General features: G+C 65.7%; 24 protein-coding genes. 8 read left to right on the forward strand and 16 right to left on the reverse strand.

The window, feature by feature from the left end:
- The first annotated feature begins 14 nt into the window (after window positions 1-14).
- Both AC3WTE_RS04785 and AC3WTE_RS04790 read left to right on the forward strand, forming a co-directional pair.
- Window positions 15-179 carry a hypothetical protein gene (locus AC3WTE_RS04785; RefSeq protein WP_492436042.1) on the forward strand — a complete coding sequence of 55 codons (165 nt, stop codon included), beginning with the start codon at window positions 15-17 and terminating at the stop codon, window positions 177-179.
- 127 nt (window positions 180-306) lie between these two features.
- Complete coding sequence (locus AC3WTE_RS04790; protein WP_492436044.1) at window positions 307-594, forward strand: hypothetical protein; 288 nt, start codon at window positions 307-309, stop codon at window positions 592-594.
- On the opposite strand, the gene efeB is transcribed toward AC3WTE_RS04790, so the two are convergent.
- The 3 genes from efeB to efeU are packed head-to-tail and all read right to left on the reverse strand — an operon-like array spanning window position 567 to window position 3,956.
- The gene (efeB, locus tag AC3WTE_RS04795) at window positions 567-1,895 is read right to left on the reverse strand and encodes an iron uptake transporter deferrochelatase/peroxidase subunit (protein WP_492436046.1); all 1,329 of its coding nucleotides are present in this window, start codon (window positions 1,893-1,895) and stop codon (window positions 567-569) included. The two genes, AC3WTE_RS04790 and efeB, sit on opposite strands and share 28 nt — an antisense overlap.
- Complete coding sequence (gene efeO / locus AC3WTE_RS04800) at window positions 1,876-3,030, reverse strand: iron uptake system protein EfeO (protein ID WP_492436298.1); 1,155 nt, start codon at window positions 3,028-3,030, stop codon at window positions 1,876-1,878. The genes efeB and efeO overlap by 20 nt, the downstream gene beginning before the upstream one ends.
- Window positions 3,031-3,059: 29 nt before the next feature.
- Window positions 3,060-3,956 carry an iron uptake transporter permease EfeU gene (gene efeU, locus AC3WTE_RS04805; protein WP_492436047.1) on the reverse strand — a complete coding sequence of 299 codons (897 nt, stop codon included), beginning with the start codon at window positions 3,954-3,956 and terminating at the stop codon, window positions 3,060-3,062.
- A 251-nt stretch (window positions 3,957-4,207) separates the two neighbouring features.
- Here efeU and AC3WTE_RS04810 point away from each other — a divergent pair, with 251 nt between their 5' ends.
- The 5 genes from AC3WTE_RS04810 to AC3WTE_RS04830 all read left to right on the forward strand — a co-directional run bounded on the left by AC3WTE_RS04810 (window position 4,208) and on the right by AC3WTE_RS04830 (window position 8,417).
- On the forward strand, window positions 4,208-4,876 hold the full coding sequence (locus AC3WTE_RS04810; protein ID WP_407665901.1) for a lytic transglycosylase domain-containing protein: 669 nt from the start codon (window positions 4,208-4,210) through the stop codon (window positions 4,874-4,876).
- A gap of 98 nt (window positions 4,877-4,974) precedes the next feature.
- Window positions 4,975-6,264: a phosphopyruvate hydratase gene (eno, locus tag AC3WTE_RS04815; protein WP_459368445.1), complete on the forward strand. Its 1,290-nt coding sequence runs from the start codon at window positions 4,975-4,977 to the stop codon at window positions 6,262-6,264.
- A gap of 23 nt (window positions 6,265-6,287) precedes the next feature.
- A complete protein-coding gene (locus AC3WTE_RS04820) occupies window positions 6,288-6,983 on the forward strand; it encodes an FtsB family cell division protein (protein WP_492436049.1) in 696 nt (231 codons plus the stop codon).
- Window positions 6,976-7,467: a DUF501 domain-containing protein gene (locus tag AC3WTE_RS04825; protein WP_459368447.1), complete on the forward strand. Its 492-nt coding sequence runs from the start codon at window positions 6,976-6,978 to the stop codon at window positions 7,465-7,467. The genes AC3WTE_RS04820 and AC3WTE_RS04825 overlap by 8 nt, the downstream gene beginning before the upstream one ends.
- Window positions 7,458-8,417, forward strand: a complete 960-nt coding sequence (locus AC3WTE_RS04830; RefSeq protein WP_492436051.1) for a Ppx/GppA phosphatase family protein — start codon at window positions 7,458-7,460, stop codon at window positions 8,415-8,417. The genes AC3WTE_RS04825 and AC3WTE_RS04830 overlap by 10 nt, the downstream gene beginning before the upstream one ends.
- Here AC3WTE_RS04830 and AC3WTE_RS04835 read toward each other — a convergent pair.
- From AC3WTE_RS04835 to AC3WTE_RS04895, 13 genes are all read right to left on the reverse strand, one after another.
- Window positions 8,345-8,800 carry a hypothetical protein gene (locus AC3WTE_RS04835; protein ID WP_492436053.1) on the reverse strand — a complete coding sequence of 152 codons (456 nt, stop codon included), beginning with the start codon at window positions 8,798-8,800 and terminating at the stop codon, window positions 8,345-8,347. The two genes, AC3WTE_RS04830 and AC3WTE_RS04835, sit on opposite strands and share 73 nt — an antisense overlap.
- A 156-nt stretch (window positions 8,801-8,956) precedes the next feature.
- On the reverse strand, window positions 8,957-9,532 hold the full coding sequence (locus AC3WTE_RS04840) for a hypothetical protein (RefSeq protein ID WP_492436055.1): 576 nt from the start codon (window positions 9,530-9,532) through the stop codon (window positions 8,957-8,959).
- Window positions 9,529-10,710 (reverse strand): hypothetical protein, encoded by a 1,182-nt coding sequence (locus tag AC3WTE_RS04845; protein ID WP_492436057.1) that lies wholly within the window; start codon window positions 10,708-10,710, stop codon window positions 9,529-9,531. Before AC3WTE_RS04845 ends, AC3WTE_RS04840 begins: the two co-directional genes overlap by 4 nt.
- A gap of 15 nt (window positions 10,711-10,725) precedes the next feature.
- Complete coding sequence (locus AC3WTE_RS04850; protein ID WP_492436059.1) at window positions 10,726-11,268, reverse strand: WXG100 family type VII secretion target; 543 nt, start codon at window positions 11,266-11,268, stop codon at window positions 10,726-10,728.
- Window positions 11,269-11,882: 614 nt separating this feature from the next.
- Window positions 11,883-12,638 carry a cutinase family protein gene (locus AC3WTE_RS04855; protein ID WP_492436060.1) on the reverse strand — a complete coding sequence of 252 codons (756 nt, stop codon included), beginning with the start codon at window positions 12,636-12,638 and terminating at the stop codon, window positions 11,883-11,885.
- A 177-nt stretch (window positions 12,639-12,815) separates the two neighbouring features.
- Complete coding sequence (locus AC3WTE_RS04860) at window positions 12,816-15,656, reverse strand: aminotransferase class I/II-fold pyridoxal phosphate-dependent enzyme (RefSeq protein WP_492436062.1); 2,841 nt, start codon at window positions 15,654-15,656, stop codon at window positions 12,816-12,818.
- Window positions 15,657-15,760: 104 nt separating this feature from the next.
- On the reverse strand, window positions 15,761-16,441 hold the full coding sequence (locus AC3WTE_RS04865) for a response regulator (RefSeq protein ID WP_043398993.1): 681 nt from the start codon (window positions 16,439-16,441) through the stop codon (window positions 15,761-15,763).
- A complete protein-coding gene (locus tag AC3WTE_RS04870) occupies window positions 16,438-18,966 on the reverse strand; it encodes a DUF4118 domain-containing protein (RefSeq protein ID WP_492436065.1) in 2,529 nt (842 codons plus the stop codon). Before AC3WTE_RS04870 ends, AC3WTE_RS04865 begins: the two co-directional genes overlap by 4 nt.
- A complete protein-coding gene (locus AC3WTE_RS04875) occupies window positions 18,966-19,901 on the reverse strand; it encodes a potassium-transporting ATPase subunit C (protein WP_492436067.1) in 936 nt (311 codons plus the stop codon). The genes AC3WTE_RS04870 and AC3WTE_RS04875 overlap by 1 nt, the downstream gene beginning before the upstream one ends.
- Window positions 19,902-19,903: 2 nt before the next feature.
- Window positions 19,904-22,003 (reverse strand): potassium-transporting ATPase subunit KdpB, encoded by a 2,100-nt coding sequence (kdpB, locus tag AC3WTE_RS04880; protein WP_492436068.1) that lies wholly within the window; start codon window positions 22,001-22,003, stop codon window positions 19,904-19,906.
- Window positions 22,003-23,673: a potassium-transporting ATPase subunit KdpA gene (gene kdpA / locus AC3WTE_RS04885; protein ID WP_492436069.1), complete on the reverse strand. Its 1,671-nt coding sequence runs from the start codon at window positions 23,671-23,673 to the stop codon at window positions 22,003-22,005. Before kdpA ends, kdpB begins: the two co-directional genes overlap by 1 nt.
- The gene (locus AC3WTE_RS04890) at window positions 23,673-23,762 is read right to left on the reverse strand and encodes a potassium-transporting ATPase subunit F (protein WP_492436071.1); all 90 of its coding nucleotides are present in this window, start codon (window positions 23,760-23,762) and stop codon (window positions 23,673-23,675) included. Before AC3WTE_RS04890 ends, kdpA begins: the two co-directional genes overlap by 1 nt.
- The gene (locus AC3WTE_RS04895) at window positions 23,759-23,854 is read right to left on the reverse strand and encodes a potassium-transporting ATPase (RefSeq protein ID WP_492436073.1); all 96 of its coding nucleotides are present in this window, start codon (window positions 23,852-23,854) and stop codon (window positions 23,759-23,761) included. Before AC3WTE_RS04895 ends, AC3WTE_RS04890 begins: the two co-directional genes overlap by 4 nt.
- Window positions 23,855-24,181: 327 nt before the next feature.
- Here AC3WTE_RS04895 and AC3WTE_RS04900 point away from each other — a divergent pair, with 327 nt between their 5' ends.
- The gene (locus AC3WTE_RS04900; protein ID WP_492436074.1) at window positions 24,182-25,828 is read left to right on the forward strand and encodes an acyl-CoA synthetase; all 1,647 of its coding nucleotides are present in this window, start codon (window positions 24,182-24,184) and stop codon (window positions 25,826-25,828) included.
- Window positions 25,829-25,931 lie beyond the last annotated feature (103 nt).

A 25,931-nucleotide genomic window follows, 5' to 3' on the forward strand; every position in this document is an offset into this window, starting at 1 on the left:
CGGCCTCGTCGATCATGCCGACTTACCTTCCCGAGCCTGACGGTACGGCGATCTCCGATGCGGATTTCCGCCGTCAGGTCAGGCTGGGCAACGTGACAGGCGTCGCACCGCTCGAACGCAACTGCACGGCGATTTCCGGGCTGGTTTTCCGCCACCCGGTTGCGTTCGAGAACTTCTGAGTGCACGCACGCTCGATTGACCGCCCGCCAACCCCAGAACTTGGGATCGGTAGCCGGGCGGCCCCGGTGTGATTGCTCCAACGACGCCGACCAACGAGCGTCCGACAAACCTGAGGAAGGAATCACCATGAAACTGCCCGCCGCCATCGAACAGCAGGTCAACCGCTTCGATCGTCAGCAGAGCCTGATCATCGCGATCAGCACCGGCCTGCTGGCCTTCTGGTCGGGCTACCGGGCGGCCTGGTCGCTGTATCTGACCTTCGCCTACGACTTCCTGTTCGGCTCGCTGGTCTTCCAGATCGCGCTGTGGGGCGTGATCGGTGCCGCCGCGGCAGTCGCATCACTGGCGTTCTACAACCGCTACCGCACCGCCGACCAGCCCGGTAATCAGCCGAAGAGCGTCGAACCCCAGTAGTCCGACGAACCATCACGCACACCCGGCGGGCAGGCGAAGATGCCGCTGCCGGTGTGCGTGATGTATTCGTTCAGCGCGTCGTTGGTGGACAGCTTGGTCTGCATCGGGATGAACGACTCGGCCGGGTTGCGGACGAAGGCGATGAAGAACAGCCCCGCGTCCAGATGGCCGAAACCGTCTGAGCCATCGGTGAAGTTGTAGCCGCGGCGCAGAATCTGCACGCCGTTGTTGGCCTCGGGGGAGGCCAGGCGCACGTGGGCGTTGACGTCGATCATCGGCGCGCCGTCGGCGCCCTTGCTGTCGAAGTCCAGCGGGGTGAACTCGTCGGTGTACCCGTTGGGTGCGCCGTTGCCCTTCTGTCGTCCGATCACCCGCTCCTGCTCCAACAGCGTTGTGCGGTCCCAGGATTCGATGAGCATCCGGATGCGGCGGCTGATCAGATACGAGCCGCCCGTCATCCAGGCCGGTCCGTCGCCGGTGCCGACCCAGATGTGCTTGTCGATGGCCGACGTGTCCTCGGCCTTGATATTGTTCGTTCCGTCCTTGAACCCGAACAGGTTTCGCGGGGTGGACTGGTTCCGGGTGGTCGACGATGTGCGGCCGAACCCCAGCTGCGAGTACCGCACCGCGACGGTGCCGAAGCCCACGCGGGCCAGGTTGCGGATGGCGTGCACCGCGACCTGTGGGTCGTTGGCGCAGGCCTGTACGACGATGTCGCCGCCGCAGCGCGCCGGGTCCAGCTTCTCGTTGCGGAACTTGGGCAGGTCCACCAGATGTGGCGGCCGCTGGGCGTCGATGCCGAACCGGTCCTTGCCGTCCTTGCGGAAGAAGCCAGGACCGAAGCCGATGGTCAGGGTCAGGGCGGAGGGTGAAAGGCCAAGGGCCTCACCGGTATCCGCCGGTGGCGCGTACGGGTTCAGCCCGATGGCCCCGTGTGCGACAGCCTCTTCGCCGAGCGTCATGCGCTCGGCCATCTCCGTCCACTTCTTCAGCATCGCCACCACGTCGGCCTTCTTGTCCGTCGTGACGTCGAAGGTGGCGAAGTGCATCCGGTCCTGCGCGGCGGTGACGATGCCCGCCTGATGGCTGCCGCGGAATGGCACCGGCTTGCTCAGGCTGTCCTCGACCATGGCCGCCGAGGAGCGGCCGGCCAGCGCGCCGGTGGCGGCGGCGCCGACCACAGCGGCTGTCACCCCGGCTGCGCCGAACAGCTTGCGCCGGCTGAGTCCGCCGTGGGCGCCGCGTTCGGTCGCGGCCGGTTCAGTGGTCACCGGCTGAGTGTCACTGCTTTGCGACGACACCCTGCACCTCACTGACCTCCTTGCTCAATGCGTCAATCGCTTGCGAAAGCTCTTGGCGCTCAGGCTCGGTGACCTTGTCGTAGAACACGAAGCCGTCGCCCTGGCGGTATTTGTCCAGCAGCGTCTGGACCTTGTCGAAAGCAGCGTCGACGTCCTTGCCGAGGCTGGGGTTGCGCTCGTCGAGGATCGGGTCCACCGAACCGACCGCGGTGCGCGAGCCGTCGACGTTGGCCTGGAAGTCCCACAGGTCGGTGTGGCTGAAGATGTCTTCCTCACCGCTGATCTTGGTCTTGGCGATCTCGTCGAGCAGGCCCTGGGCGCCACCGGCGATCTTGGTGGAGTCGATGGTCCACTTCGGATCCTTCACGCCGGCGTCGAGCTCCTTGACATCGGCGACCAGCTGATCGGCCACCGCGCCGCTGTCGGGCTGCAGACCGGTGACCCACAGCTCCTTCTCCAGGCGGTGGAAGCCGGTCCACTTGTCGCCAGGTTTGACGTCGGCCTCGCGCAGGTCGATGCGTGGGTCCAGGTCGTTCGGGAACGACTCTGCCACCGGCTCGATGCGCTCGTAGTAGGTGCGGGCCTTCGGGTACAGCGCCTTGGCGCCGGCGACGTCACCCTTCTTCACCGCAGCGGCGAAAGCCTCGGTGGCGGGCACCAGGTCGCTGGTCTGGGCGATCACGTACTTCTTGTAGAAGTCGGCGGCGTCCTTGAACTTGCCGGTGTCGTCGATCTTGACGGTGTCGCCGGTGACGGTGAAATCACCGCGGATGCCGTCGCCGACCATGCCGGGCTTGCACGCGGTCTTGTAGGTGCCTGCCTCGGGCAGCTGCACGATCAGCTTGCGCTGCAGGCCGGGGGAGATGTTCTCGATCTCGCCCATCACCTTGTCGCCGGGGCCGTAGACGTAGAACTCGGTGACCTTGGTGCCGTTGTTGGTGATGACGAATGTGCTCGCGCCGGTCTTGGCCGACGTCGCCGAGAGCTTGCAGGCGTCGTCGGAGGCGGTCACGGTGATCTCGCCCGAGGCGGACTTGTTCTCGTCCGACTTGGAGGTGCACGCGGAGACCGCGGTCAGGCCGGCGAGCAGGGCTGCGGAGGCGATTACCGTCTTGCTCCTGGCGTGCGCGGTCAGACCGGCCTTGGCGTTCAGGGCGGCGAGGTTCACTTAGCGGACCTTTCGAGGGGGGCTGCAGGGGCGGGTTTGGCTGCGACGGGTCGCAGGAACAGCGTCAGGACGATCAACAGGTAAGCCAGCCAGCAGACGAACTGCAGAACGGATGGGGTGGGGCTGACGTTGAAGACGCCCTGGATCACCTGGCCGTACCACGACGACCAATTGAAGGCGCCCGTCAGATCGAAGGCCTTGGCCCCCAGCCCGGGCAGCCAGCCGACGGTCTGCAGCGCGCCGATGGCGTAGGACAAGATGCCGGCGGCGACCACGACCAGGAAGGCGCCGGTGTACTTGAAGAACTTGGCCAAGTTGATCCGCAGCGACCCGATGTACATGCCGTAGGCGAACGCGATGGCGATGAGCACGCCGATCAACAGTCCGGTCAACGGCCACGCGGTCTCGGCATTGGCGTAGCCGACCATGAACAGCGCCGTCTCGACGCCTTCGCGGCCGACGGCCAGGAACGCCAGCGTGGCGACCGCCCAACCGCCCGATTCCAGGGCGCGCGCCATGTCGCTGCGCAACTCGCCGGAGATGGTGGCGGCGGCCTTGCGCATCCACAGCACCATCGTGGTGACGATGACCACCGCGACAAACGAGGCGACGCCGGCGATGGCCTCGGCTGCCAGCCCGGAGATGGTGTTCTCGCTGAGCTGGATGCTGAGGAACACACCGATGGTCATCGCGATGGCGCCGGCAACTCCGAGCCAGACCCATTTGAGGGCGTCGCGGCGGTCGGACTTCACGAGGAAGGCGATCAGGATGGTGACGACAATCGCAGTCTCCAGGCCTTCGCGGAGGCCGATCAGCAAGCTGCCAAACAGCTGTGAGGAAATGCCGGGGCCTGCGGCAGTTAGCGATGTCGAGACCGCGAAAGTGGTAGTCATCCGCAATCCTTAGATAGACTAAACAGCAACACAGGTTTGCCTTGCCAAAGGAAGGCAAGCCAACCTTATCAGCGGACGGGCGACCGTCGTAGTTCCGTGCCGGAAAGCTCGCGCTCCCGGGTGCACTCAGCTCGGCATGCGACGATGGCGGGGCGACGAATCCGTCGAGAATCTCAGTGCATGGGGGAGTACCGGTGTTGCGAGCGCGGTGGCTGCGGGCGAGCGCTGTCGTTGCCGCGACAGCGCTGCTGATGGCCTCGAGTTGCTCGTTTCAGCCCGGCTACCTGCGCGGAGTGCCGCCACCGGCGGGACCGCCCGTGCCCGCGATCAACACTCATGTGAAGGGTCGTGGCGCCGACCAGCTGCACGACTGGGCCCAGCAGCTGGCACCGCCGCTGGGCATTCCGGTCATGGCGCTCGAGGCGTACGGGTACGCCGCTCGCGTCGCTGAGGTCGAGAACCCCAAGTGCCACATCGCGTGGACGACGCTGGCCGGCATCGGCATGGTCGAGAGTCATCACGGCACCTACCGCGGCGCGACCATCGCGCCGAACGGTGACGTCACGCCCCCGATTCGGGGCGTGCCGCTCGATGGAACCATGAACAACCTGCGGATTTCGGACTCCGACCTCGGCAACATGGACAACGACAGCGCCGTCGACCGCGCCATGGGGCCCATGCAGTTCATTCCGGACACCTGGCGGTTGTACGGCGTCGACGCCAACAACACCGGCTTCGCCAGCCCCGACAACATCGACGACGCGGCGCTGTCAGCGGCTGGTTATCTCTGCTACCGAGGCAAGGATTTGTCCAGTCCGCATGGCTGGATGGACGCGTTGCACGCCTACAACATGTCGGACGACTACGCCCGTGCTGTGCGCGACTGGGCGACGGCATATGCCAACGGGCATCAAAGATAGGTATTCGATCGGCCGGGGTAGCTGACACACTCCTGCGCCTGGCACCGTTTAGGCTGATGGGCGTTCGCACGAGTCCGTGACGCCAAAGGGAGACCCAAGTGCCAATCATCGAACAGGTCGGAGCCCGCGAGATTCTCGACTCTCGGGGAAATCCGACGGTCGAGGTCGAGGTTGCTCTGACTGATGGAACGTTCGCCCGCGCGGCCGTGCCGTCGGGTGCGTCCACCGGTGAGCACGAGGCTGTCGAACTGCGTGACGGCGGCGCCCGCTACCTCGGCAAGGGTGTCGAGAAGGCCGTCGAGGCCGTGCTCGACGAGATCGCTCCCGCCGTCATCGGCCAGGCCGCCGACGACCAGCGCATCATCGACCAGGCGCTGCTGGACCTGGACGGCACCCCGGACAAGTCGCGCCTCGGCGCCAACGCCATCCTCGGTGTCTCGCTGGCCGTGGCGAAGGCCGCTGCCGACTCCGCCGGCCTGCCGCTGTTCCGCTACATCGGCGGCCCGAACGCCCACATCCTGCCGGTGCCGATGATGAACATCCTCAACGGTGGCGCCCACGCCGACACCGGCGTCGACGTCCAGGAGTTCATGGTCGCCCCGATCGGTGCCCCGACTTTCAAGGAATCGCTGCGCTGGGGCGCCGAGGTGTACCACTCGCTCAAGTCCGTGCTGAAGAAGCAGGGGCTGTCGACCGGCCTTGGTGACGAGGGCGGCTTCGCGCCCGACGTCGCCGGCACCCACGCCGCGCTCGAACTGATCAGCACCGCCATCGACGCCACCGGCCTGAAGCTGGGCAGCGACGTGGCGCTGGCCCTCGACGTCGCGGCGACCGAGTTCTACACGGACGGAACGGGTTACGCCTTCGAGAAGCAGACTCGCACCGCTGAGCAGATGGCCGAGTTCTATGCCTCGCTGCTGGATTCCTTCCCGCTGGTGTCCATCGAGGACCCGCTGTCCGAGGACGACTGGGACGGCTGGGTGGCGCTGACCACCGCGATCGGTGACCGTGTTCAGCTGGTCGGCGACGACCTGTTCGTCACCAACCCGGAGCGGCTGGAAGAGGGCATCGAGAAGGGCGCCGCCAACGCGCTGTTGGTGAAGGTGAACCAGATCGGCACGCTCACCGAGACTTTGGACGCTGTCGCCCTGGCCCACGCCGCCGGCTACAAGTCGATGATGAGCCACCGCAGTGGCGAGACCGAGGACACCACCATCGCCGACCTGGCCGTGGCGTGCAGCTGCGGTCAGATCAAGACCGGTGCCCCGGCCCGCAGCGAGCGCGTCGCCAAGTACAACCAGCTGCTGCGCATCGAGGAGACCCTGGGTGACGCCGCACGGTACGCCGGCGACCTGGCTTTCCCGCGTTTCGCGCTGGAAGCCAAGTAGTTTCGCGGGTCTGACCTACCGATATGGCCGATCCCAAGCGGCGTTCCCCCGCCTCTCGCCCCGCCAAACCCGGCGAGGCGAAGCGGGGGCGCGCCGGGAATGGCACGTCGGCGGCCAAGGCGGGTAACCGGCCCAAAGCCGAGCCGCGCCGGGTCCCGGAAAACCTGCCGGTGCCCGCCACGGAGCCGATCCGGCAGGCGTATGCGGAGTCGGTCGAGCACCATGCCGAGCAGCGGCTGGGCTCGGCGGCACGGCGAGCGGCGATTCTCGCCGTCGTCGTGTGCGTGCTGACCCTGACCATCGCCGGCCCGGTGCGGACGTTCTTCGCGCAGCGCACCGAGATGCAGCAGCTGGCCACGGCTGAGGCCCAATTGCGTTCGCAGATCAAGAATTTGGAGCAGCAGAAGGTGAAGCTGGCCGACCCGGTGTACATCGCCGCGCAGGCCCGTGAGCGGTTGGGCTTCGTGATGCCGGGCGATATCCCGTATCAGGTGCAACTGCCTCCCGGCGCCGTGACGGCACCCGTCGCGCCCGCACCGTCGCCCACCGCGAAGAGCAACCAGCCCTGGTACACCGCGCTGTGGCACACCATTGCCGATCAGCCGCACGGACTTACGCCGGCGCCGGCCGTCGTGCCGCCCGGCCCGGATGGCGTCACCCCGAACGATGCCGTGACCCCGACGGACGAGCCCGCACCTCAGGCGCCGCCCGGTGGTTGACGCTGCTGATCTGGAAGCCGTTGCGGCCCAACTGGGGCGCGAACCGCGCGGTGTGCTGGAGATCGCGTACCGCTGCCCCAATGGTGAACCCGGCGTGGTGAAGACCGCGCCGCGATTGCCCGACGGAACTCCTTTTCCCACTTTGTATTACCTGACCCATCCGGCGCTGACGGCCGCGGCGAGCCGGCTGGAGTCGTCCGGTCTGATGAAGGACATGACCGAACGCCTGCAGGACTCCGAAGAGCTGGCGGCGGCGTATCTGCGGGCGCACGAGTCGTTCCTGGCTGAGCGGGACGCCATAGAATCGCTGGGGACGACGTTCTCCGGCGGCGGGATGCCGGACCGGGTGAAGTGCCTGCACGTGGTGATGGCGCATTCGTTGGCAAAAGGCCCGGGCGTCAATCCCTTTGGTGACGAGGCGCTGGCGTTGTTGGCAGTCGAACCGGCGATGGCCGGGATTCTGGATCCGAAGGTGTGGGTGTGAGTTCGCGAGTCGCTGCTGTTGACTGCGGTACCAATTCCATCCGGCTGCTGATCGCTGACGTCTCTGATGGTCGGCTGCAGGATGTCCACCGCGAGATGCGGATCGTCACCCTCGGCGAAGGCGTGGACGCCACAGGACAATTCGCGCCCGCCGCATTGGCCCGTACCGAGGCCGCACTGACCGACTATGTCGAGGTGATGCTGGCGCACGACGTGGCCAAGGTGCGCATGGTCGCGACTTCGGCGGCCCGCGACGCCGGCAACCGCGACGAGTTCTTCGCCATGACGGCGCGCCAATTGGGTCGGGTGATGCCCGGCGCGGTGGCCGAGGTGATCACCGGGACCGAGGAAGCCGCATTGTCCTTCCGCGGTGCCGTCGGTGAATTAGACCCGGCCACAGGGCCTTTCGTGGTCGTGGACCTGGGTGGCGGTTCGACCGAGGTGGTGCTCGGCGGTTCCGGTCCTGCCGTTGCCGACGTGGTGGCCAGCTTCTCGGCCAACATCGGCTGCGTGCGGCTCACCGAGCGTTGCCTACAGTCCGATCCGCCCACCGTCGACGAAGTGGCCGCGGCGCGTGCCGTGGTCCGCGATAAGTTGGCCGAAGCCCTCGATGTGGTGCCGATCGAAGGTGCGGCGACGTGGGTCGGCGTGGCCGGCACGTTCACCACGATTGCCGCGCTGGCGCTGGGCCTACCGGAGTACGACTCCGAGGCGATTCACCTGTCCCGCATCGGAATTCCCGAAGTGGTGAAAGTGTGTGACGAGCTGATCGCGATGCCCCGTGCGCAACGCGCCGAGCTCGGCCCCATGCACCCGGGCCGGGTGCCGGTGATCGGTGGCGGCTCGATCGTCGTCGAGGAATTGGCCCGCGAATTCGGTCAGCGGGCGGGGATCACGGAATTGGTGGTCAGCGAACACGACATCCTGGACGGCATCGCGCTGTCCATCTGACGTCGACTGTCGGAGCTACCTCCGAATCGAAACTGTGCCAGCAGTTTCTGTAGATCAAAAGCCAGGAGAAGTTTGTAGCCGCCGATATTCTTGAGTTTTTCGGAAACATCGCGTGCATTTTTTTCTTCTGCGGACTTATCGCCGCTCGCGTCGCGAATCGTAACCACCATTGGGTATTGGCTGAATTTGATACCTAGATCGTCGTCAAAATCGTGCTGCGTCTCGACCTCTGTAATGCTGTCGTCGAATTTTCCGCCGTAAGTCGGCCCTTCGGATACCGCTTGAATCGGTGTGATTTCGGTACCCGTGGCTGCGGCAAGATCTGCTATGACCCTATGCTCAGGCTTGTTCGTGATAATGAATAGTTGGTGGTGCGCAGTCATTGTCGTTCGTTTCTACCAATGGTCCAGCGGTGGTGGCCCGAGCACACACACGGCTGTTCCGGCGCGGTTGGAGATCGCCCACCGAGCGTGGGGATGTTGGCTTCGGCCGCGGGCGAGGACATCGCGCGGGCCGGGTTCCCGTTCCGCCGCAGTAGGTTAGGCTACCGTCGTCCCGATGAGTACAGTCACTTCGCCGGGGTCCGTGGCGTTGTCGGTCGGCTGCACGAAGATGTGCCCTGCCGAGCGGGCGGTGTCACTGAATTCAGTCGATGCGATAGCCCACGACTCAATGGCTGTGCAGCGCTGGAAGATTCCGCGGTCGTACCAATTCTTCAACAGCGGCGGAGGTGGCGCGTATGCCACCGGTGCGGGGTGTGTGCCGCTGTCAGGAGGGCAGCTATTCGAGGTGTCTTTCATCCACGTCGGATCGCCTTGGGTGCTGACCGTTGTCATGAATGTATCGAAGTCAGCCTTTCGGGCGGTGAAGGCGGCTTTGACGGTCCGCGCTTCTGAGCCCCAGGTGGTCGTGCTGACGGTGGCGGCTAGTGGCGTAAAGCTGGCCGGGACGCGTGCGTGGACAAACGCAGCGTTAATCTGTTGAACAGCTTGATCTTTCGGTATGTCCTTGGTCGTCTCCAATTGATCAGATGCGCAAGCAGCAGTTGCCAGCACCCCGACGGTGATCATGCCGGTGGCTGCGATCCGGCGGGCGAAATCGATGACGATGCTCATGGCATCCTTCCCTGGACGCGCTGCACGCTGCCCGATCCGGTGACCAAGAAGTCTTGGGCAATGCCGACCGCTTGCAGGTCGTGCGCCATGTTGGAGATGTTATGGCTGAGGTCAGAAGGCATCGGAGATGTGGTGGCGAAGTTGTACCAGTCAGTGACATCGTTGCGGTAATTGGCGGCGTAGGTGCCGTCGGGATTCATGGTGATCGTGTACGCGGTTGACACTGAATAGTGGCCGAGCGTGCGCACCTCGTCGCCGTCGCTGCCGGCCACTACGGCCCACGGGGTGGTCCCGGACAACGTGACCGGCTTTCCTGTGCTGCGCGCTTGGGCGAGAGCGTCGCGGGTGATGGACTGCAGATTCGAGTTGACCTGGGCAACCGGCGCCGCGGCAAAGTCGTTGTAGCCGTTGGCGTTGTCGCTGAGCCACTTGTCGATGACGTCCGGAGGTAGCGTCTTTGGTGCGCCGGTGTTGTCCAGGTAGTGGTCCAGGAACGCAGCAGCGTTGGTCTGACCGTTGCGCAGCATCTCCAGTTCGGCTGCGGCGACCGCTTTTTGTTTGAGGCCTTCGGTTGCCACCGATGTCCACCGGCGATCCCCGCCATGCTGCCAGGGGTCGTCATTGGCTCCCGGGGTGCGCGGTGGGGGCAATGCCGGTTCCGGGCCGGGGGCGGCAGGAGCGGGAGTGCCTTGGGGCAGTTCGAGACTGAGGGTGTGCGCGAGTGCCTCGTCGATGGTGTTCGCTTCGGCGAGCGCTGCGGTGACGCGGCGCTGCAGGTCGGCCATCTGCTGCTGGTACGCCACCGACGATGCCAGCCGATCAGGGTCGGTGGGGGTGACTTCTCCCGTGACGCGGTTAATATTGAAACCCTCGGCGCTCGCGTCGCGGTCGATCGCGGCAACTATGGCTTTGAGTCCCTCCACATCGTCAGCGAGCTTCCAGCACGCTGACGCGGCCGCCTGCATCTGCTCGGAATGGTTGCCCAGCTGCGAACTCAAACGGTCCAGCGATACACGTGCCGAATCGCTGGCTTGCCCGGTCCAACTCGCGACAATAGGAAGGATTGTCAGGCCTGTCATGACCTGTTCGGCCGATGATCCGCGGCCAGCCATGGCGTCGGCGACCTCGTGGATCGCCCAGGAGCTCCACTTGTCGACGTCGGCGAGGGAGACAGTCATCCTCGGGCGGTGACCTCAGCGGGGCGCCGGCCCAGCCGCCGGCCCTATTTCGCGGGCCAGGGCATCGGCGGAGCTCGCGTCCGCTTGGCTGTAACGCTGCGAGGCAACGCGGAAGTGCTCGCCCATCGTCGTGATTTGCAGGCATAGATCGTCGGTGACGGCCTGCCATTCGGCGAGCCGGGCTTGCAGAGCTACGGCTGATGTTCCGACCCATCCGGCCCCGGCGCTGTCGATCGCTGCGTTCGCGGATGCGTGCGCTACCTGCAAATCGCGGCCGTGCATATCCATATGATCGGCGGACAGCGCCAAGTCGACAGGGTCCACACGCAAATTCGACACAGTCCCCCCCGACGAGTTGTGGCGACGATGAATTACCGGCTGCCGAAATGCTACCCGGCGCCCATACCGCTCTCCGACACCAAGACGGGACACTGACGATGTGGGACGCCGTAGAGTTCTGGCACGACGCCTCCACGCCTTGTCCGGTTGATCGCTAGCACCGAAAACGCGCAGGTATCGACGTGCCAGCTCATCTCGGAGTCCCGCCGCGTCCCGCATTCAAAGCCGCATCGGCATTTACCTTCAGCTGTTTCGCCGCACCCTGCTCTTGGCGTCAAAAACACGTCCTCCCAACGTTCGTAAGAGCAGCGGCGGCCGGCCCCTGCGTCAAAATCGCTGATGCGAGACCACCACAGCCGAACAACGAAAATCCCCCTTCGGCGCGTCAGGCACGCGCCAAAGGGGGATTGGCAGAACTGGCAACTACCGCAACACGACGGACGTTCTAGCGCGTCGCGCGCGGAAGCGGTTCTAGCTAGACCTTGCAGTTCGGGCGGTTGTGGCAGTGGTGTCCGTCGCGGCAGGCGTTGCACTGACAGCCACAGGTCGACACGTTCTTGGTGGAAACTTTCATTACTGTTCACCCCTGTTTGTCTCGGCTTATCGAGATATGACTACTTCACCATAGTTCGGGCGCGGGGCTGAGTGAAGGTCGCCGGAGCCACTGGTCGATGTCAGATGCTACGCCGAGTGTGACGACCAGCGCGGTGACGCGCGCGAAAAATGGACGGTAAGCGACACGTTCGGCGTAGGAGTCGGGACGCCGGCATCACAGACCGACGGCCGGAACCAGTCCTCGTGAGACTGACTTCCGGCCGTCGGCAGGGGGTGATTCAGTTGGCTGTGTCGTCCGATGCCTGGACCACGGGGGCGGCCGGAGCGGCGGGGGCGCCCAGCTGGCGGGCGACGAAGTCCGCGGCCTGGTTGGCCATGCCGTTGAACTTGTAGGCGCTGTGAGCGGAGCGGTCCATGCCACCACCACAGATCGGGTCGCCAGGGGCGCACAACTGGATGGTCTTGCCGGCGTAGGCCCCGCCGATGTTGATGGCGGGCGCACCGCGGTCGGCAACGCTCAGCACGAACGGGCTCGGGGTGCCGAACAGAACGACGGCGGCGACGTGCGAGGCGACCGACGCGGGCATCGGGCCGCTGATGCCGGCGGGCAGAACGAATCCGGCCGGGACGTTGCTCATGGTGCTGTAACCGGCGACGGCCGCGCCCTGCGAGTAGCCGCCGATGACGATCTTGGTGGCGGGGCACGAGGCGGCGATGGACTCGATGCGGTTGGTGGCGTCGGCGACGCCCTCGGCGGCCTGGCCGAAGTCCAGGGAGGCGGGGTAGTTCACGCCGTAGGCGTCGATGTTCCGGCCGGGCATGCGCGCATTCAGTGCGTCGACGAAGGCTTGACCGGTGGCTCCGACGCCAGGAGCTTCGAAGGTGCCGCGGGCGAAGACGACCTCGACGTTCGCACAGGAGTCGTCGGCGGCGTTGGCGGTGGCGACCGGGCCGGCGATGGCGCCGGCGATGATCGTGAAGGCAGCCACGGCGGTCAATGCCACCTTGCCCGCCGCGATACGAATGGCGCTCATGTTGTATTCCCCGTCCCTTGAATTACCAGTTGCCTGGTATAAGCCGAATCGGGGAGCTGCGATTCCACGCGGTTGGTGTGACCTAACACATACCTAGCGCAACTAAGCATCGGGGATGAACTGCGGGCTGGTTTGCGTTGGCCTTGCCCTTCCAATTTCGGCGATGGCCGCCCGGCATCAACTACTCGCTTTGGCGGCGCTTTTCTTGGGCTTGGGCGCCGCGACCGCCTCGGGTGCAGGAGCCGCGGGCGTGGCAATCTGCGCTGCCGGGGTGATGACAGGCCGGCACATCTCGATCGCCTTCGCCGTATACACGCGGTAGCCGAAGTCCGGGTTGTAGCCGTGGATTTCGGGTGTGTCGAGGTCTCGTAGGAAGGTGAGGATCTCGCGGCTGAACACCTGGCCCGGCACCAGCACGGGGAAACCCGGCGGGTACGGCGTCACGAACGTCGCCGAGACGACGTCCACGTCGTTGTCCAACTTCTCGAACACCTCATCGGTGGTCAGGTATTCGCAGTTGGTGTCGGTGTAAGAGAGGTAGAAGGCGCGGCGCACATCGCCTTCCGGCGTGGGTATGGCGCCGTTGTTCCAGGTCACGTCGCAGAACACCGGATGGAACCCGCTGAAGTTCGGCAGCGAGGCCGACGGCGTGGTCAGGCGTCGCACCTTCTGCTCGAACCGGCTGCGCTCGCCGAGGCCCATCTCGGAGACCGATTCGTCGAGCTCGGCGGCGATCTTCACCAGCACCTCGACGAGGAAGGCCACCGAACTGCGGGTGGTGCCGATGTTCGTCATGAACAGCACGGTGTTGCGTGAAGTCTTGTTGATCTGCACGCCGTGCCGGTCCATCAACTGCTCGCGCTTGAACGTGTCGCCGTCGTAGCCGGTGTGCCCGATGGACAGGGTGATCCGGGACGGGTCCAGGACGAATTCGTCCTTATCCCAGGCGGTCATCATGTTCTGCAGCCCGGAGCGCAGCGGCTGCTCGATGTGACTGGCCCGGAATTCATCGGGGATCAGATCCGAGGTGCGCAGGCACCGCATGTACTTGCTCAGCAACGGGTGATTATCGATGGCGTCCCGCAACTGCATGGCATTCTCGATCTGGCGCTGCACCAGCTCGACACCCTCCAGTGCCACCTGCCGCCGGCCCAGATCCAGCGACGCCAGAATCTGGTAGTTGGGCGAGGTCGACGTGTGTGCCATGTACGCCTCGTGGAAGGCTTCGGCCACCTTCTGCTCGAAGTCCTGGTCGAACACGTGGATCATCGAACCCTGGCGGAGCGAGGTCAGCGTCTTGTGTGTCGACTGCGATGCGTATACCCGCACGCGCGCCTTTGCCGGGTCCGGGATCAGCCGGCGTTCGAGCAATTCCTGGTCGGTGGGCGGATTTTCGATGTCCGCTTTCAGTTGACGCTGGTAGGCGGCGAGGTACTCAGGCTCGGCCAGCGTGTCGCGCAGCCGGCGGGCCGACGCCATGGCCGTGCGGTCGCGGTACACCGGGTGGAACCGCGCGAACGCGAACCATGCTTCGTCCCAAAGGAATACCAGGTCGGGCTTGATGGCCAGGCATTCCTCCATGACCCGCTGCACGTCGTAGACGATGCCGTCGAAGGTGCAGTTGGTCAGCGAGATCATCTTGACGCGGTCGAGCTTGCCGGCATTCTTGAGCGCCAACAACTTTGACTTGATCTCACGCAGTGGCACCGCGCCGTACATGGTGTAGTCGGGCAGCGGATAGGCCTCGAGGTAGATGACGTTGGCTCCGGCCATCATCATTCCGTAGTGGTGCGACTGGTGGCAGTTGCGGTCCAGCAGCACGATGTCCCCGGGCGCCACCAGCGACTGGGTCACGATCTTGTTGGCTGTCGACGTGCCGTTGGTGACGAAGTAGGTGCGCCGCGAACCGTACGTCTCTGCCGCGAGCTGCTGCGCTTCACGCAGTGGCCCCGTCGGCTCCAACAGTGAGTCCAGTCCGCCGCAGGTCGCGGATGTCTCGGCCATGAACACGTCGAGCCCGTAAAAGCTCACCATGTCTTTTATCCAGTGCGAGTTGACAATTGACTTGCCCTGGCTGATCGGTAGCGCGTGGAACACCCCGGTGGGCCGGTGGCTGTACTGCTTGAGCGCGCTGAAAAACGGTGTGCGGTAACGCTCGGCGACGCCCTGCAGGATCGACAGATGCAGTTCGAGCACGCCCTCGCGGGCGTGGAACACCCGGCGGAAGTGGGGGCCGAGGCGGCCGGCGATGTCTTCGACCTCGATCTCCGTCATGAGATACAGGTCGAGTTCGGGCCGCAGTTCCTGCAGTGACGACGCGAGAATCTGTGCGCGTTCGTCGGGCGACTTGTGGTCGTCCAGCACCGCGGACACCTTGGTGTCGACGAACTCCGCCAGCGTCGAAAGGTCGCGCTCGGACTGGTGGCTGAACCGCCGCCGGATCACGACGGCCTGCAGGTTGACGTTCAGCCGGGCTGCGATCAACGCTTCGTCACCGCTGGCGACCACCACCAGTTCGTAGACGAATTCGTCGTCGGGCCGGCGCCAGCTGCGAACCTCTGCGCGCAGCGCCTGCTCCTGGGCCTCGGTCATCTTCTCGACGATCAGCACCTCGAAGTACAGCTGTTCGCGCCGGGTAACGGGCTGCTGTTCCAGCGTGCGCGGGTCGGTGGGGAACATGTCGGTGTCATCCATGCCGGCGTGGTCGACGTCGCCGGTCCGGTAGGACTCGGTGGTGAGCGCGCGGTTGATGCGGGCGACGGCTTTGGCGAACTTGTCGTAGGCGCCGGCGCTGAACAACCGCTGCACCTTGGCGAACTGGAGGGAACCGGGGTACGCCCAATACGGCTCCAGTGGGGTCAGCGTCGCGAGGAGCTCTCGGCAGATACTGACGTACTGCTCCTTGAGATCGCCGACGGTGGTGGTCCGGGTCAGCCGGTCGGCGGCCTCTTCGAGGCGGCACCAGGCGTCGCCCCGCAGTTGCCAGACACTGTTGTACGCGCGCGAATTGTCTGCCATTTCCAGCCTTTTCACAGGTGCATTCGTGGGAGGACGTCGCGCTCCAGCCTTGCACTGTCGGTAACCCGTGTCAGGTAAACAGTTGGCGATTTCTGTACGTCGAACTACTCCTGGAAGCGGTAGCCCATCCCGGCCTCGGTCAGTAAGTGTTTGGGGTGTGACGGGTCGACCTCGAGTTTGCGACGCAACTGCGCAAGGTACACGCGAAGGTAGTGGGTCTCCTTGGCGTATGCGGGGCCCCACACTTCTTTGAGCAGTTCCTCGCGGCCCACCAGCTTGCCGCGGTTGCGCACCAGCATCTCCAACATGCCCCACTCGGTGGGGGTCAGGTGTACCTCGTTGCCGCTGCGGGTCACCCGCTTGGCGGCCAAATCGACTGTGAATGACGATGTTTCGACGACGGGCTCGTCGGTCTCGGAGGCCGCCGCGCCGCGTCGTACGGCGGCCCGCAGCCGGGCCAGGAATTCGTCCATGCCGAACGGTTTGGTCACGTAGTCGTCGGCGCCGGCGTCTAGGGCCTCGACCTTGTCCATCGAGTCGGTGCGCGCCGACAGCACGATCACCGGAGCCGTGAGCCAACCGCGCAGCCCGGCCAGCACGTCGATGCCGGACATGTCGGGCAGGCCGAGGTCCAGGATCACCACGTCGGGTTTGTGCTCGGCGGCCGCCTTCAACGCCTCGGCGCCGGTGGCCGCGACGGTGACGTCGTACCCACGCACCGACAGATTGATCCGCAACGCACGCAGAATCTGAGGTTCGTCGTCGATGACCAGAACCCGTGTCACGCCTGATCCTTTCCCGCGGCTGCCAGGTCCACCACGACGGTCAGCCCGCCTCCGGGCGTATCGGTGGCGGAGATGGTGCCGCCCATGGCCTCGACAAATCCGCGCGCGACCGAAAGCCCAAGTCCCACACCGGTGCTGTTGTCGTGGTCGCCGAGGCGCTGGAACGGCGCGAACAGCTCCTCCTCGGTGCCACGGGGGATGCCCGGCCCCTCGTCGACGATCGTGATCAGTACCCGATCACCGACCTGTCCGGCGTTCACCCGCACGACGCTGCCCGCGGAATAGCGCAGCGCGTTGTCGATGAGGTTGACCAGCACCCGCTCCAGCAGGCCCGCATCGGCCAGCGCGACGGCGTCGCCGACTTCGACCTTCACCCGGTCGAGTCCCCGGTTCGCGTACCCCGTTGCGCCGCGGCTGATTCCGAGCAGGGCCCGCTGCACAACCTCTTCCATGTACACCCGCCGCAGCTCTGGCTTCACGACACCGGCGGCCAGCCGTGAGGAGTCCAGCAGGTTGCCCACCAACGCGGTCAGCTGATCCACCGATTCCTCGATGGTCGCGAGCAGCTCGGCGGTGTCCTCGGGGGAGAATCCGACGTCTTCGCTGCGCAGGCTCGACACCGCGGCCTTGGCGGCGGCCAGTGGCGTGCGCAGGTCGTGGCTGACGGCGCTCAGCAGCGAGCGGCGCAGCTCGTCGGCTTTGGCCAAGGCCTCGGCGCGGCCGGCCTCTTCGGCCAACGCGCGTTGCCGCACCAGACCGGCAGCTTGACGGGCGACGGCGCCGAGCACGCGCCGATCGCGGGCCTCGGTCTTGCGGCCGGCCATCAGCAGCCAGTACTCGTCGTCGCTGACCTCGATGGCGGTGTCGGCGGAATCGACTGTCACACAGGGGTCCTTGCCGACGCAGGCGACGATGCCCTCTTCTTCGTGCAGCAGGCTGACGGCGCGTTGCGCGTACGTCTCGCGGACGCGTTCGAGCAGTGTGTTCAGGTCGGCGCCGCGCAGCACACTGCCCGCGAAGAGGGCCAGCAGCTCGGCTTCCTGCGAGGCGTGGCGGGCTTCCCTGGACCGTTTGGCCGCACCGTCGACCAGTGCGGCGACCGCGACCGCGACGGCCAGCAGCACCACGATGGTCAGGGCGCTGTCGAGGTCGGCGATGGTGAAGCTGTACCGCGGGGCGACGAAGAAGTAGTTGAGCAGCAGTCCCGACAGCACGGCCGAGAGGGCAGCCGGGGCAACGCCGCCCAGGAGCGCGACGACCAGCACGCCGATGAAGAACACCGCGCTCTCGCCGCCGATGTGCAGGAAAGGATCCAGCAGCGCGGTGACGGCCGTGATGATGCCGGGCACGACGATGGCGGCCAGCCAGGACGCCAGGTGTCGTTGTCCGCGCGTCGCCGTCGACCACGACCAGCCGGGCTGGGACTGCTCATGGGTCACCATGTGCACGTCGATCTTCCCCGAGTGCTGCACGGTCTTGGCGCCGATGCCCTCGTCGAACAGCCGGGCCCAGCGCGAGCGGCGTGACGTGCCCAGCACCAGCTGGGTGGCGTTCATCTCGCGCGCGAAATCCAGTAGCGCAGAGGGGACGTCACCGTCACTGCCGCCGACGACGGTGTGCAGCGTGGCGCCAAGGCTGGTGGCCAGCTCGCGCACCTTGCCCATCTGCGGGGCCGAGACGCCTGTCAGGCCGTCGCCGCGGACGACGTGCACCACCATCAGTTCGGCGCTCGACTTGGAGGCGATGCGTGACGCGCGGCGTACCAGGGTCTCTGATTCGGGGCCACCGGTGACCGCCACGACGACGCGTTCGCGCGCCTCCCAGGTCTCCGAAATATTGTGCTCGGCGCGGTATTTCGCGAGGGCTGCGTCAACCTGGTCGGCCAGCCACAGCAGCGCCAGCTCGCGCAGCGCGGTGAGGTTGCCCTGCCGGAAGTAGTTGGAAAGTGCCGCGTCGACGCGGTCCGGTGCGTACACGTTGCCGTGGGAGAGCCTGCGGCGCAACGCTTCCGGTGTGATGTCGACCAGCTCGATCTGCGCGGCGCTGCGCACCACGGCGTCCGGCACCGTCTCCTGCTGCTCGATGCCGGTGATCTGGGCGACGACGTCGTTCAGGCTCTCCAGGTGCTGGACGTTGACGGTGGAGATGACGGTGATGCCGGCGTCGAGTAATTCTTCGATGTCCTGCCAGCGTTTGGCGTTCTTGCTGCCGGGGGTATTGCTGTGCGCCAGTTCATCGACCAGCACCACCTCGGGGTGGCGGGCCAGCACCGCCGGCACATCCAGTTCGGCGAACGTCCCGCCGCGGTAGTCGATGAACCGCGGCGGGATGCGTTCGATGCCGGCCAGTGCCTCGGCCGTCTTCTTGCGGCCGTGTGTCTCGACGACGGCGGCGACGACGTCGGTGCCGCGTTCGATGCGGCGGTGCGCCTCGCCGAGCATCGCGAAGGTTTTGCCCACGCCAGGGGCCGCACCCAGGTAGATGCGTAACTCGCCCCGCTTGTCCGGCGTTCCCATGTCTCCCATCATCCAATACGGGCTGGGTACTTCTGGTCCAACGCGAGATTCAGCTGCAGGACATTGACCCGCGGCTCACCCATGAAGCCCAGCGCGCGGCCGGTGGTGCTGTCGCGCACCAGGGTCCGCACCTGGTCGGCGGAGATGTGCCGCGTCTTGGCGATGCGGCCCACCTGCAGGCTCGCGTAGTCGGCCGAGATGTCCGGGTCCAGGCCGCTGCCGCTGGCGGTGACAGCGTCGGCCGGCACCTGCGGGTCGGCCGGTGCCGATCCGCGGATCGCGACGATCTGCCCGGCGCTGTAATCCTCGCCGTACTTGGCGCATTCGACGCGGATGCCTTCGTAGGTCGCGGCGAACGGCGCCTTCGTCGTCTCGCATGGTTGATTCACACTGACCACCCGAGTGGGGTGGGTGACGTTGCCGGTGGCGTCCCGGGGTCCGATCACCGACAGCACCGCGCCCACGCCGTCGGCAGTGCAGAACGGACGCGCCCCGGCGGTGTGGTCCAGGCCCTCGGTATCGGCCACGCCGTAACTACGCGTGCACACCTGGGTCAGCAGACTGGCCTTGAACCCGGCGTCGGCGGCCGATTTGCCGGCCTTGATCTGAGCCGGGTCACCGGGTGTGTCGACAATGCTCTCCGGGCCCAGGTTGCTTGCTCCGCTCGCCATCGGGTCGTACCCGGTGCCGGCGCCCGACGGCCGACTCTGGAAATACTGCGGCAGTGCATTGCCTTTGGCGTCGGTGAACAGCTGGCCGATCAGGGAGCTGCCGACGACCTTGCCACCCGCCGTGACGAGCGAGCCGTCGGCCTTGTCCTTGAACCCCGGAAGCTGGGCGATGGCCCACACGAGCACAGGGTAGGCCAGGCCGGTGATGACGGTCAGGACCAGCAGTGCGCGCAGCGCGGCACTGTGGACGCGAATCAAGTTGCCAATGTTCATGATTAAGACATCCCCGGGATGAACTGGATGAGTAGGTCGATGAGTTTGATGCCGATGAACGGGGCGATGATGCCGCCGAGGCCATAGACATACAGGTTGCGGCTGAGGAGCTTTGACGCACTGCTGGGGGTGTACCGGACACCGCGCAGCGACAGCGGGATCAGCGCGATGATGACCAGGGCGTTGAAGATCACCGCCGACAGGATGGCCGACTGCGGGCTGTGCAGCCGCATGATGTTCAGCAGATCCAGGCCGGGGAACAGGGCCACGAACATCGCCGGGATGATCGCGAAGTACTTCGCGATGTCGTTGGCGATGGAGAACGTGGTCAGGGCGCCTCGGGTGATCAGCAACTGCTTGCCGATCTCGACGATCTCGATGAGCTTGGTCGGATCCGAGTCCAGATCGACCATGTTGCCGGCCTCTTTGGCCGCCGAGGTGCCGGTGTTCATCGCGACGCCGACGTCCGCCTGGGCGAGCGCGGGGGCGTCGTTGGTGCCGTCACCGGTCATCGCGACCAGCTTGCCGCCGGCCTGCTCTTTCTTGATCAGCGCCAGCTTGTCCTCGGGCGTGGCCTCGGCCAGGAAGTCGTCGACCCCGGCCTCGTCGGCAATCGCCTTGGCGGTCAACGGGTTGTCGCCGGTGATCATGACGGTGCGGATGCCCATCTTGCGCATCTCGTCGAACCGCTCTCGCATCCCCTGCTTGACGACGTCCTTGAGGTGGATGACGCCCAGCACTTCTGCTTTTCCGTCGGTGATGCGGCCCACCACGAGCGGCGTGCCGCCGGCGGCGGAGATGCCGTCGACGATCTCACCAAGTTCGACGGGCACCGTTCCGCCACTGGTCCGGATCCAATCGGCGACGGAGTTGGCCGCGCCCTTGCGGAGCTTCTGACCGTCGTGCAGATCGACGCCAGACATGCGTGTCAGGGCGGTGAACTCGACCCAGGTGGCATCGGTCAGTTCACCCGGGGTACGGGCGCGCAGGCCGTGAGCCTGCTTGGCGTACACCACGATTGACCGGCCCTCGGGCGTCTCGTCGGCGAGGCTCGACAGCTGCGCCGCGTCGGCCAGTTGCTCGGCGGTGACACCGGGCACCGGGATGAAGCCCGCGGCCTGCCGGTTACCGAGCGTGATGGTGCCGGTCTTGTCGAGCAGCAGGGTGTTGACGTCACCCGCGGCTTCGACCGCGCGACCGGACATGGCCAGCACGTTGCGCTGCACCAGGCGGTCCATGCCGGCGATGCCGATGGCCGACAGGAGCGCACCAATTGTGGTGGGAATCAAGCAGACCAGCAGCGAGACCATCACGATGCCGGTGACGCCGAAGCCGTCGAGCGCCTCGGTGTCGGGTACACCGGGGTTGTTGGCCTTCGAGTAGATGGCCAACGGCTGCAGCGTCGCGACGGCGAACACGAAGATGATCGTCAATGCGGCCAACAGGATGTTGAGCGCGACCTCGTTGGGGGTCTTTTGCCGGTTGGCGCCCTCGACCAGAGCGATCATGCGGTCGACGAAGCTCTCACCCGGCTTCTGGGTGATCTGCACGACGATCCGGTCGCTCAATACCGTGGTGCCGCCGGTGACGGCGCTGCGGTCGCCGCCGGACTCCCGGATGACGGGCGCCGATTCACCGGTGATGGCCGACTCATCCACGGAGGCAATGCCTTCCACGACGTCACCGTCGCCGGGAATGACCTGTCCGGCTTCGACCACCACGATGTCGCCCTGCTGCAGTAGCGGTGCGGCGATCTCCTCCTCGGTGCCGGCGCTGCCCGGTGCCCACCCGACCAGCTTGCGGGCCATGGTGTCGGACTTGGTTTTTCGCAGGCTGGCGGCCTGAGCTTTGCCGCGGCCTTCGGCGACGGCCTCGGCCAGGTTGGCGAATACCACTGTCAGCCAGAGCCAGAACACGATCAGCCAGGCGAACCAGCTGGAGTTCAGTACGGCCAGGACCGTCGACCAGACGGCGCCGACTTCGACGATGAACATCACCGGGTTGCGCCACAGGGTGCGGGGATCGAGCTTGCGCAAGGCGTCCGGCATGGACTTCCACAGCATCTTCGGGTCGAGCAGGCCGCCCTTTACGTTGGTGGACATCAGTGAATTCCTTCAGCAAGGGGGCCGAGCGCCAGCGCCGGCAGGAAGGTCAGGGCGACCAGGATCAGCGTCACGCCGGCGACCATGCCGACGAACTGCGGACGATGCGTCGGCAAGGTGCCGATCGACGGGGGAGTGCTGCCCTGCTTTGCCAGTGAGCCCGCCAGCGCCAGCACCAGGATCATCGGCAGGAAGCGGCCGATCACCATCGCCAGGCCCAAAGCCGTGTTGTACCAGACTGTATTGACCGACAGTCCTGCGAACGCCGAGCCATTGTTGTTGGCGGCCGAGGTGAAGGCGTACAGCACCTCCGACAGGCCGTGCGGCCCGGAATTGAGCATCGCCGCGCGTTCACCGGGCAGGGCCATGGCAAAAGCGGTGCCGGTCAGCACGATCAGCGGTGTGACCAGGAAATAGCTTGCCGCCAGCTTGATCTCACGCGGGGTGATCTTCTTGCCGAGGTATTCAGGGGTACGCCCGACCATGAGGCCGGCCACGAACACCGTGATCACCGCGAGGATCAGTATGCCGTACAGGCCCGAGCCGGTACCGCCCGGCGCCACCTCACCGAGCTGCATGTTGAACATCGTCATCATGCCGCCGAGCGAGGTGTACGAGTCGTGGAATGAGTCCACCGCGCCGGTGGAGGTCAAGGTCGTGGCAGTGGCGAAGACCGCCGAATTGGCCACGCCGAAGCGCTGTTCCACGCCTTCCATCGAGGCGCCGACGGCGGTGGGCACTGTGCCGTGGTGCTGGCTCTGGAACAGCATCATGAGGCTGACACTGATGACGGCCAGGGTCGCCATGACCGCGACGATCGCGTAGCCCTGCTTGCGGCTGTCGACCATCCGGCCGAAGGTGCGCGGCAGGGAGAACGAGATCACCAGCAACAGGAAGATCTCCACCCAGTTGGTCCAGGCGTTGGGGTTCTCGAAGGGGTGCGCCGAGTTCGCGTTGTAGAAACCGCCGCCGTTGGTACCGAGTTCCTTGATGGCTTCCTGGCTGGCCACCGGGCCGCCGGTGAGCGTCTGCTGCGCGCCGGCCAGGGTGTTGGCGATCTGGTCGTGCAGGTGGAAGTTCTGGATGGCGCCGCCGGCGATCAGGATCAGCGCGGCAATGGCGGCCAGCGGCAACAGGATTCGGATGGTGCCACGCACCAGGTCGACCCAGAAGTTGCCCAGTTCGGACGCGTGGCGACGGGCGAAACCGCGGACCAGTGCGATGGCCACGGCCATGCCGACGGCGGCTGAGACGAAGTTCTGCACCGACAGGCCGGCCATCTGGACCAGGTGGCCCTGGGTGGTCTCACCCGAGTAGGCCTGCCAGTTGGTGTTGGTGACGAAGCTGACGGCGGTGTTCCACGCCAGGTCGGCCGTCAGCGGAGTGGCGGGATTGTTCAGATGCAGTGGCAGTACACCCTGCACCAATTGGAACGCGAACAGGAACAGCAGCGAGACGGCAGAGAAGGCGAGAACGCTACGGGCGTAGGCGCCCCAGTTCTGCTCGGACTGGGGATCGGCGCCGATCGCCTTGTAGATGAGACGTTCTGCGCGCGAATGCTTTTCGGATGTATACACACGGAACATGTAGTCGCCCAACGGCACATGCACCGCGGTGAGCGCGACGATCAGTGAGAGCAGGAACATGATTCCTGCGGCAGTGGTACTCACTAGAACCGCTCCGGAAAGAGCAGAGCAGCGACCAGGAACAGCGCGATCACCAGACACAGCACCAGGCCGATGTCGTTGGCGTGGTTCATGAGCGCCCTACACCCTTCTCGACGCTCTTCTGCACCAGGCCGAGGAGGGCGAAGATCGCCACCGTCAGCACCGCGAACACCACTACAGACATGGGTTCTCCCACATGTAAACGGGTCGCCGGCCCTCGGCGACCTCGTCAGCATCGGCCTGCGGGAGCGGGGATGCGCTGATCTTGACGGCTTCTTTACGGCCCGCCCGGCATCCTTTACGGAATTCCGCATCGAGCCCGGGCCGCGGGTACGTGCGACCCGACAAATGCCTGATCAAGTGATGTTTCACACAGATGAATGGGCGGTGTTGTGGCATTTACGGCCGGCCTGCTCCGTGGAAGTCTTGGGCTGTTGATGTCCTCTCGCCGCTCGACCGGCTAACGTGCCAGCGTGTGGGGCCGACCACCCCTCGAACTTGGGAGGTATTGGTGATCGACGTCGTCGGTGAGATTCGGCAGAAACTGAACCATCTTGCGGAGTCCGCGAACGCGGTACGCCGGTTGTATGAGACCGGCTTTCTGGATCTGGCCAACCCTGGCGTGATGCTGGAGACCGCGAAGAATGCGCCGATCTTCGGCCCGCAGGCGTCGATGGCCATCCAGGGCGGGCGCAAATACGCGGGTCTGCCGGCGTTGGTGGATGAACGCGGCACGCTGACCTACCGGCAGGTCGACGACCAGTCCTGGGCACTGGCCCGCGGGCTCCGGGGCATGGGCGTGACCGAAGGCTCGGTGGTTGGGCTGCTGTGCCGGGACCATCGTGGCCTGATCCTTGCCATGGTGGCGTGCGGCAAGCTCGGCGCCCGGCTGGTGCTGATGAACACCGGGTTCGCCAAACCGCAGTTCGCCCAGGTCTGTGAGCGCGAAGGCGTCAAGGTCGTGCTGCACGACAGCGAGTTCCTCGGACTGCTCGACGCGCTGCCGGCGGACATGCCGCGCGTGTTGACCTGGGTGGACGAGGGCGCTGAAATCCCGGCCGGCGCACAGACTCTCGACGCGATCGTCGCGGCCAATTCGACTGAGCCGCTGCCGGCGCCGAGCAAGGCGGGTGGCTCGGTGATCCTCACCAGCGGGACGACAGGCCTGCCGAAGGGTGCGCCGCGCAGCTCGGTGTCACCGTTGGCGACAGCGCAGATCATCGACCGAATTCCGTTCCCGCGCAAGGGAACCATGGTCATCGTCTCGCCGATTTTCCACAGCACTGGCTGGGCCACCTACACCGTCGGCGCCGCGTTGGGAAACAAGGTGGTGACCGCCCGGCGATTCAACGCCGAGCGGACCCTGCAGCTCATCGCCGAGCACAAGGCCCAGATGCTGGTGGCGGTGCCGACGATGCTGCACCGCATCGTCGAGCTGGGGCCTGAGGTGATCGGCAAGTACGACACCTCGTCGCTGACCACGATCCTGATCGCCGGGTCGGCGTTGAGTCCGGAGCTGTCCAACCGGGTCCAGGACATCTTCGGCGACGTGCTCTACAACTTGTACGGCTCGACCGAGTGCGCCATTGCCAGCGTCGCCACCCCGGCCGAACTGCGCCTCGCGCCGGGTACCGCCGGACGCGCACCGGTGACGTGCGAGGTGGTGCTGTACGACGAAAACGACCGCCGCATCAACGAGAAGAACCGTCGTGGTCGCATCTTTGTCCGCAACGGTGCACCCTTCAGCGGTTACACCGACGGCCGGACCAAGCAGATCATCGACGGCTACATGTCCAGTGGCGACATGGGGCATTTCGACGACCATGGGCTGTTGTTCGTCGACGGCCGGGACGACGACATGATCGTTTCCGGGGGCGAGAACGTATTCCCGCAGGAAGTCGAAGAACTCCTCGCCGAGCGCGACGACATCTTTGACGCGGCTGTGGTCGGCGTCGACGACGTCGAATGGGGGAAGCGCCTGCGGGCATTCGTCGTGTTGCAGCCGGGTGCGGCGCAGGACGCCGACGAGATCAAGGCGTTCGTCAAGAACAACCTGGCCCGTCACAAGGTGCCACGCGACGTGGTGTTCATCGATGAGCTGCCGCGCAACACAACCGGCAAGCTGCTGCGCCGGGTGCTCGTCGAGATGGAGATCTAGGGCGCTCGCCGTCAGATTGCGATGAGCTTTCGCTCGATCGCGAGTCATTTCCGGAGCAATGTCGAAATCGGCCCCGCCCGTTCGACGTGTATGTGAAGGATTG

The sequence above is a fragment of the Mycobacterium sp. FW102-FHT13B02 genome (assembly GCF_058790275.1).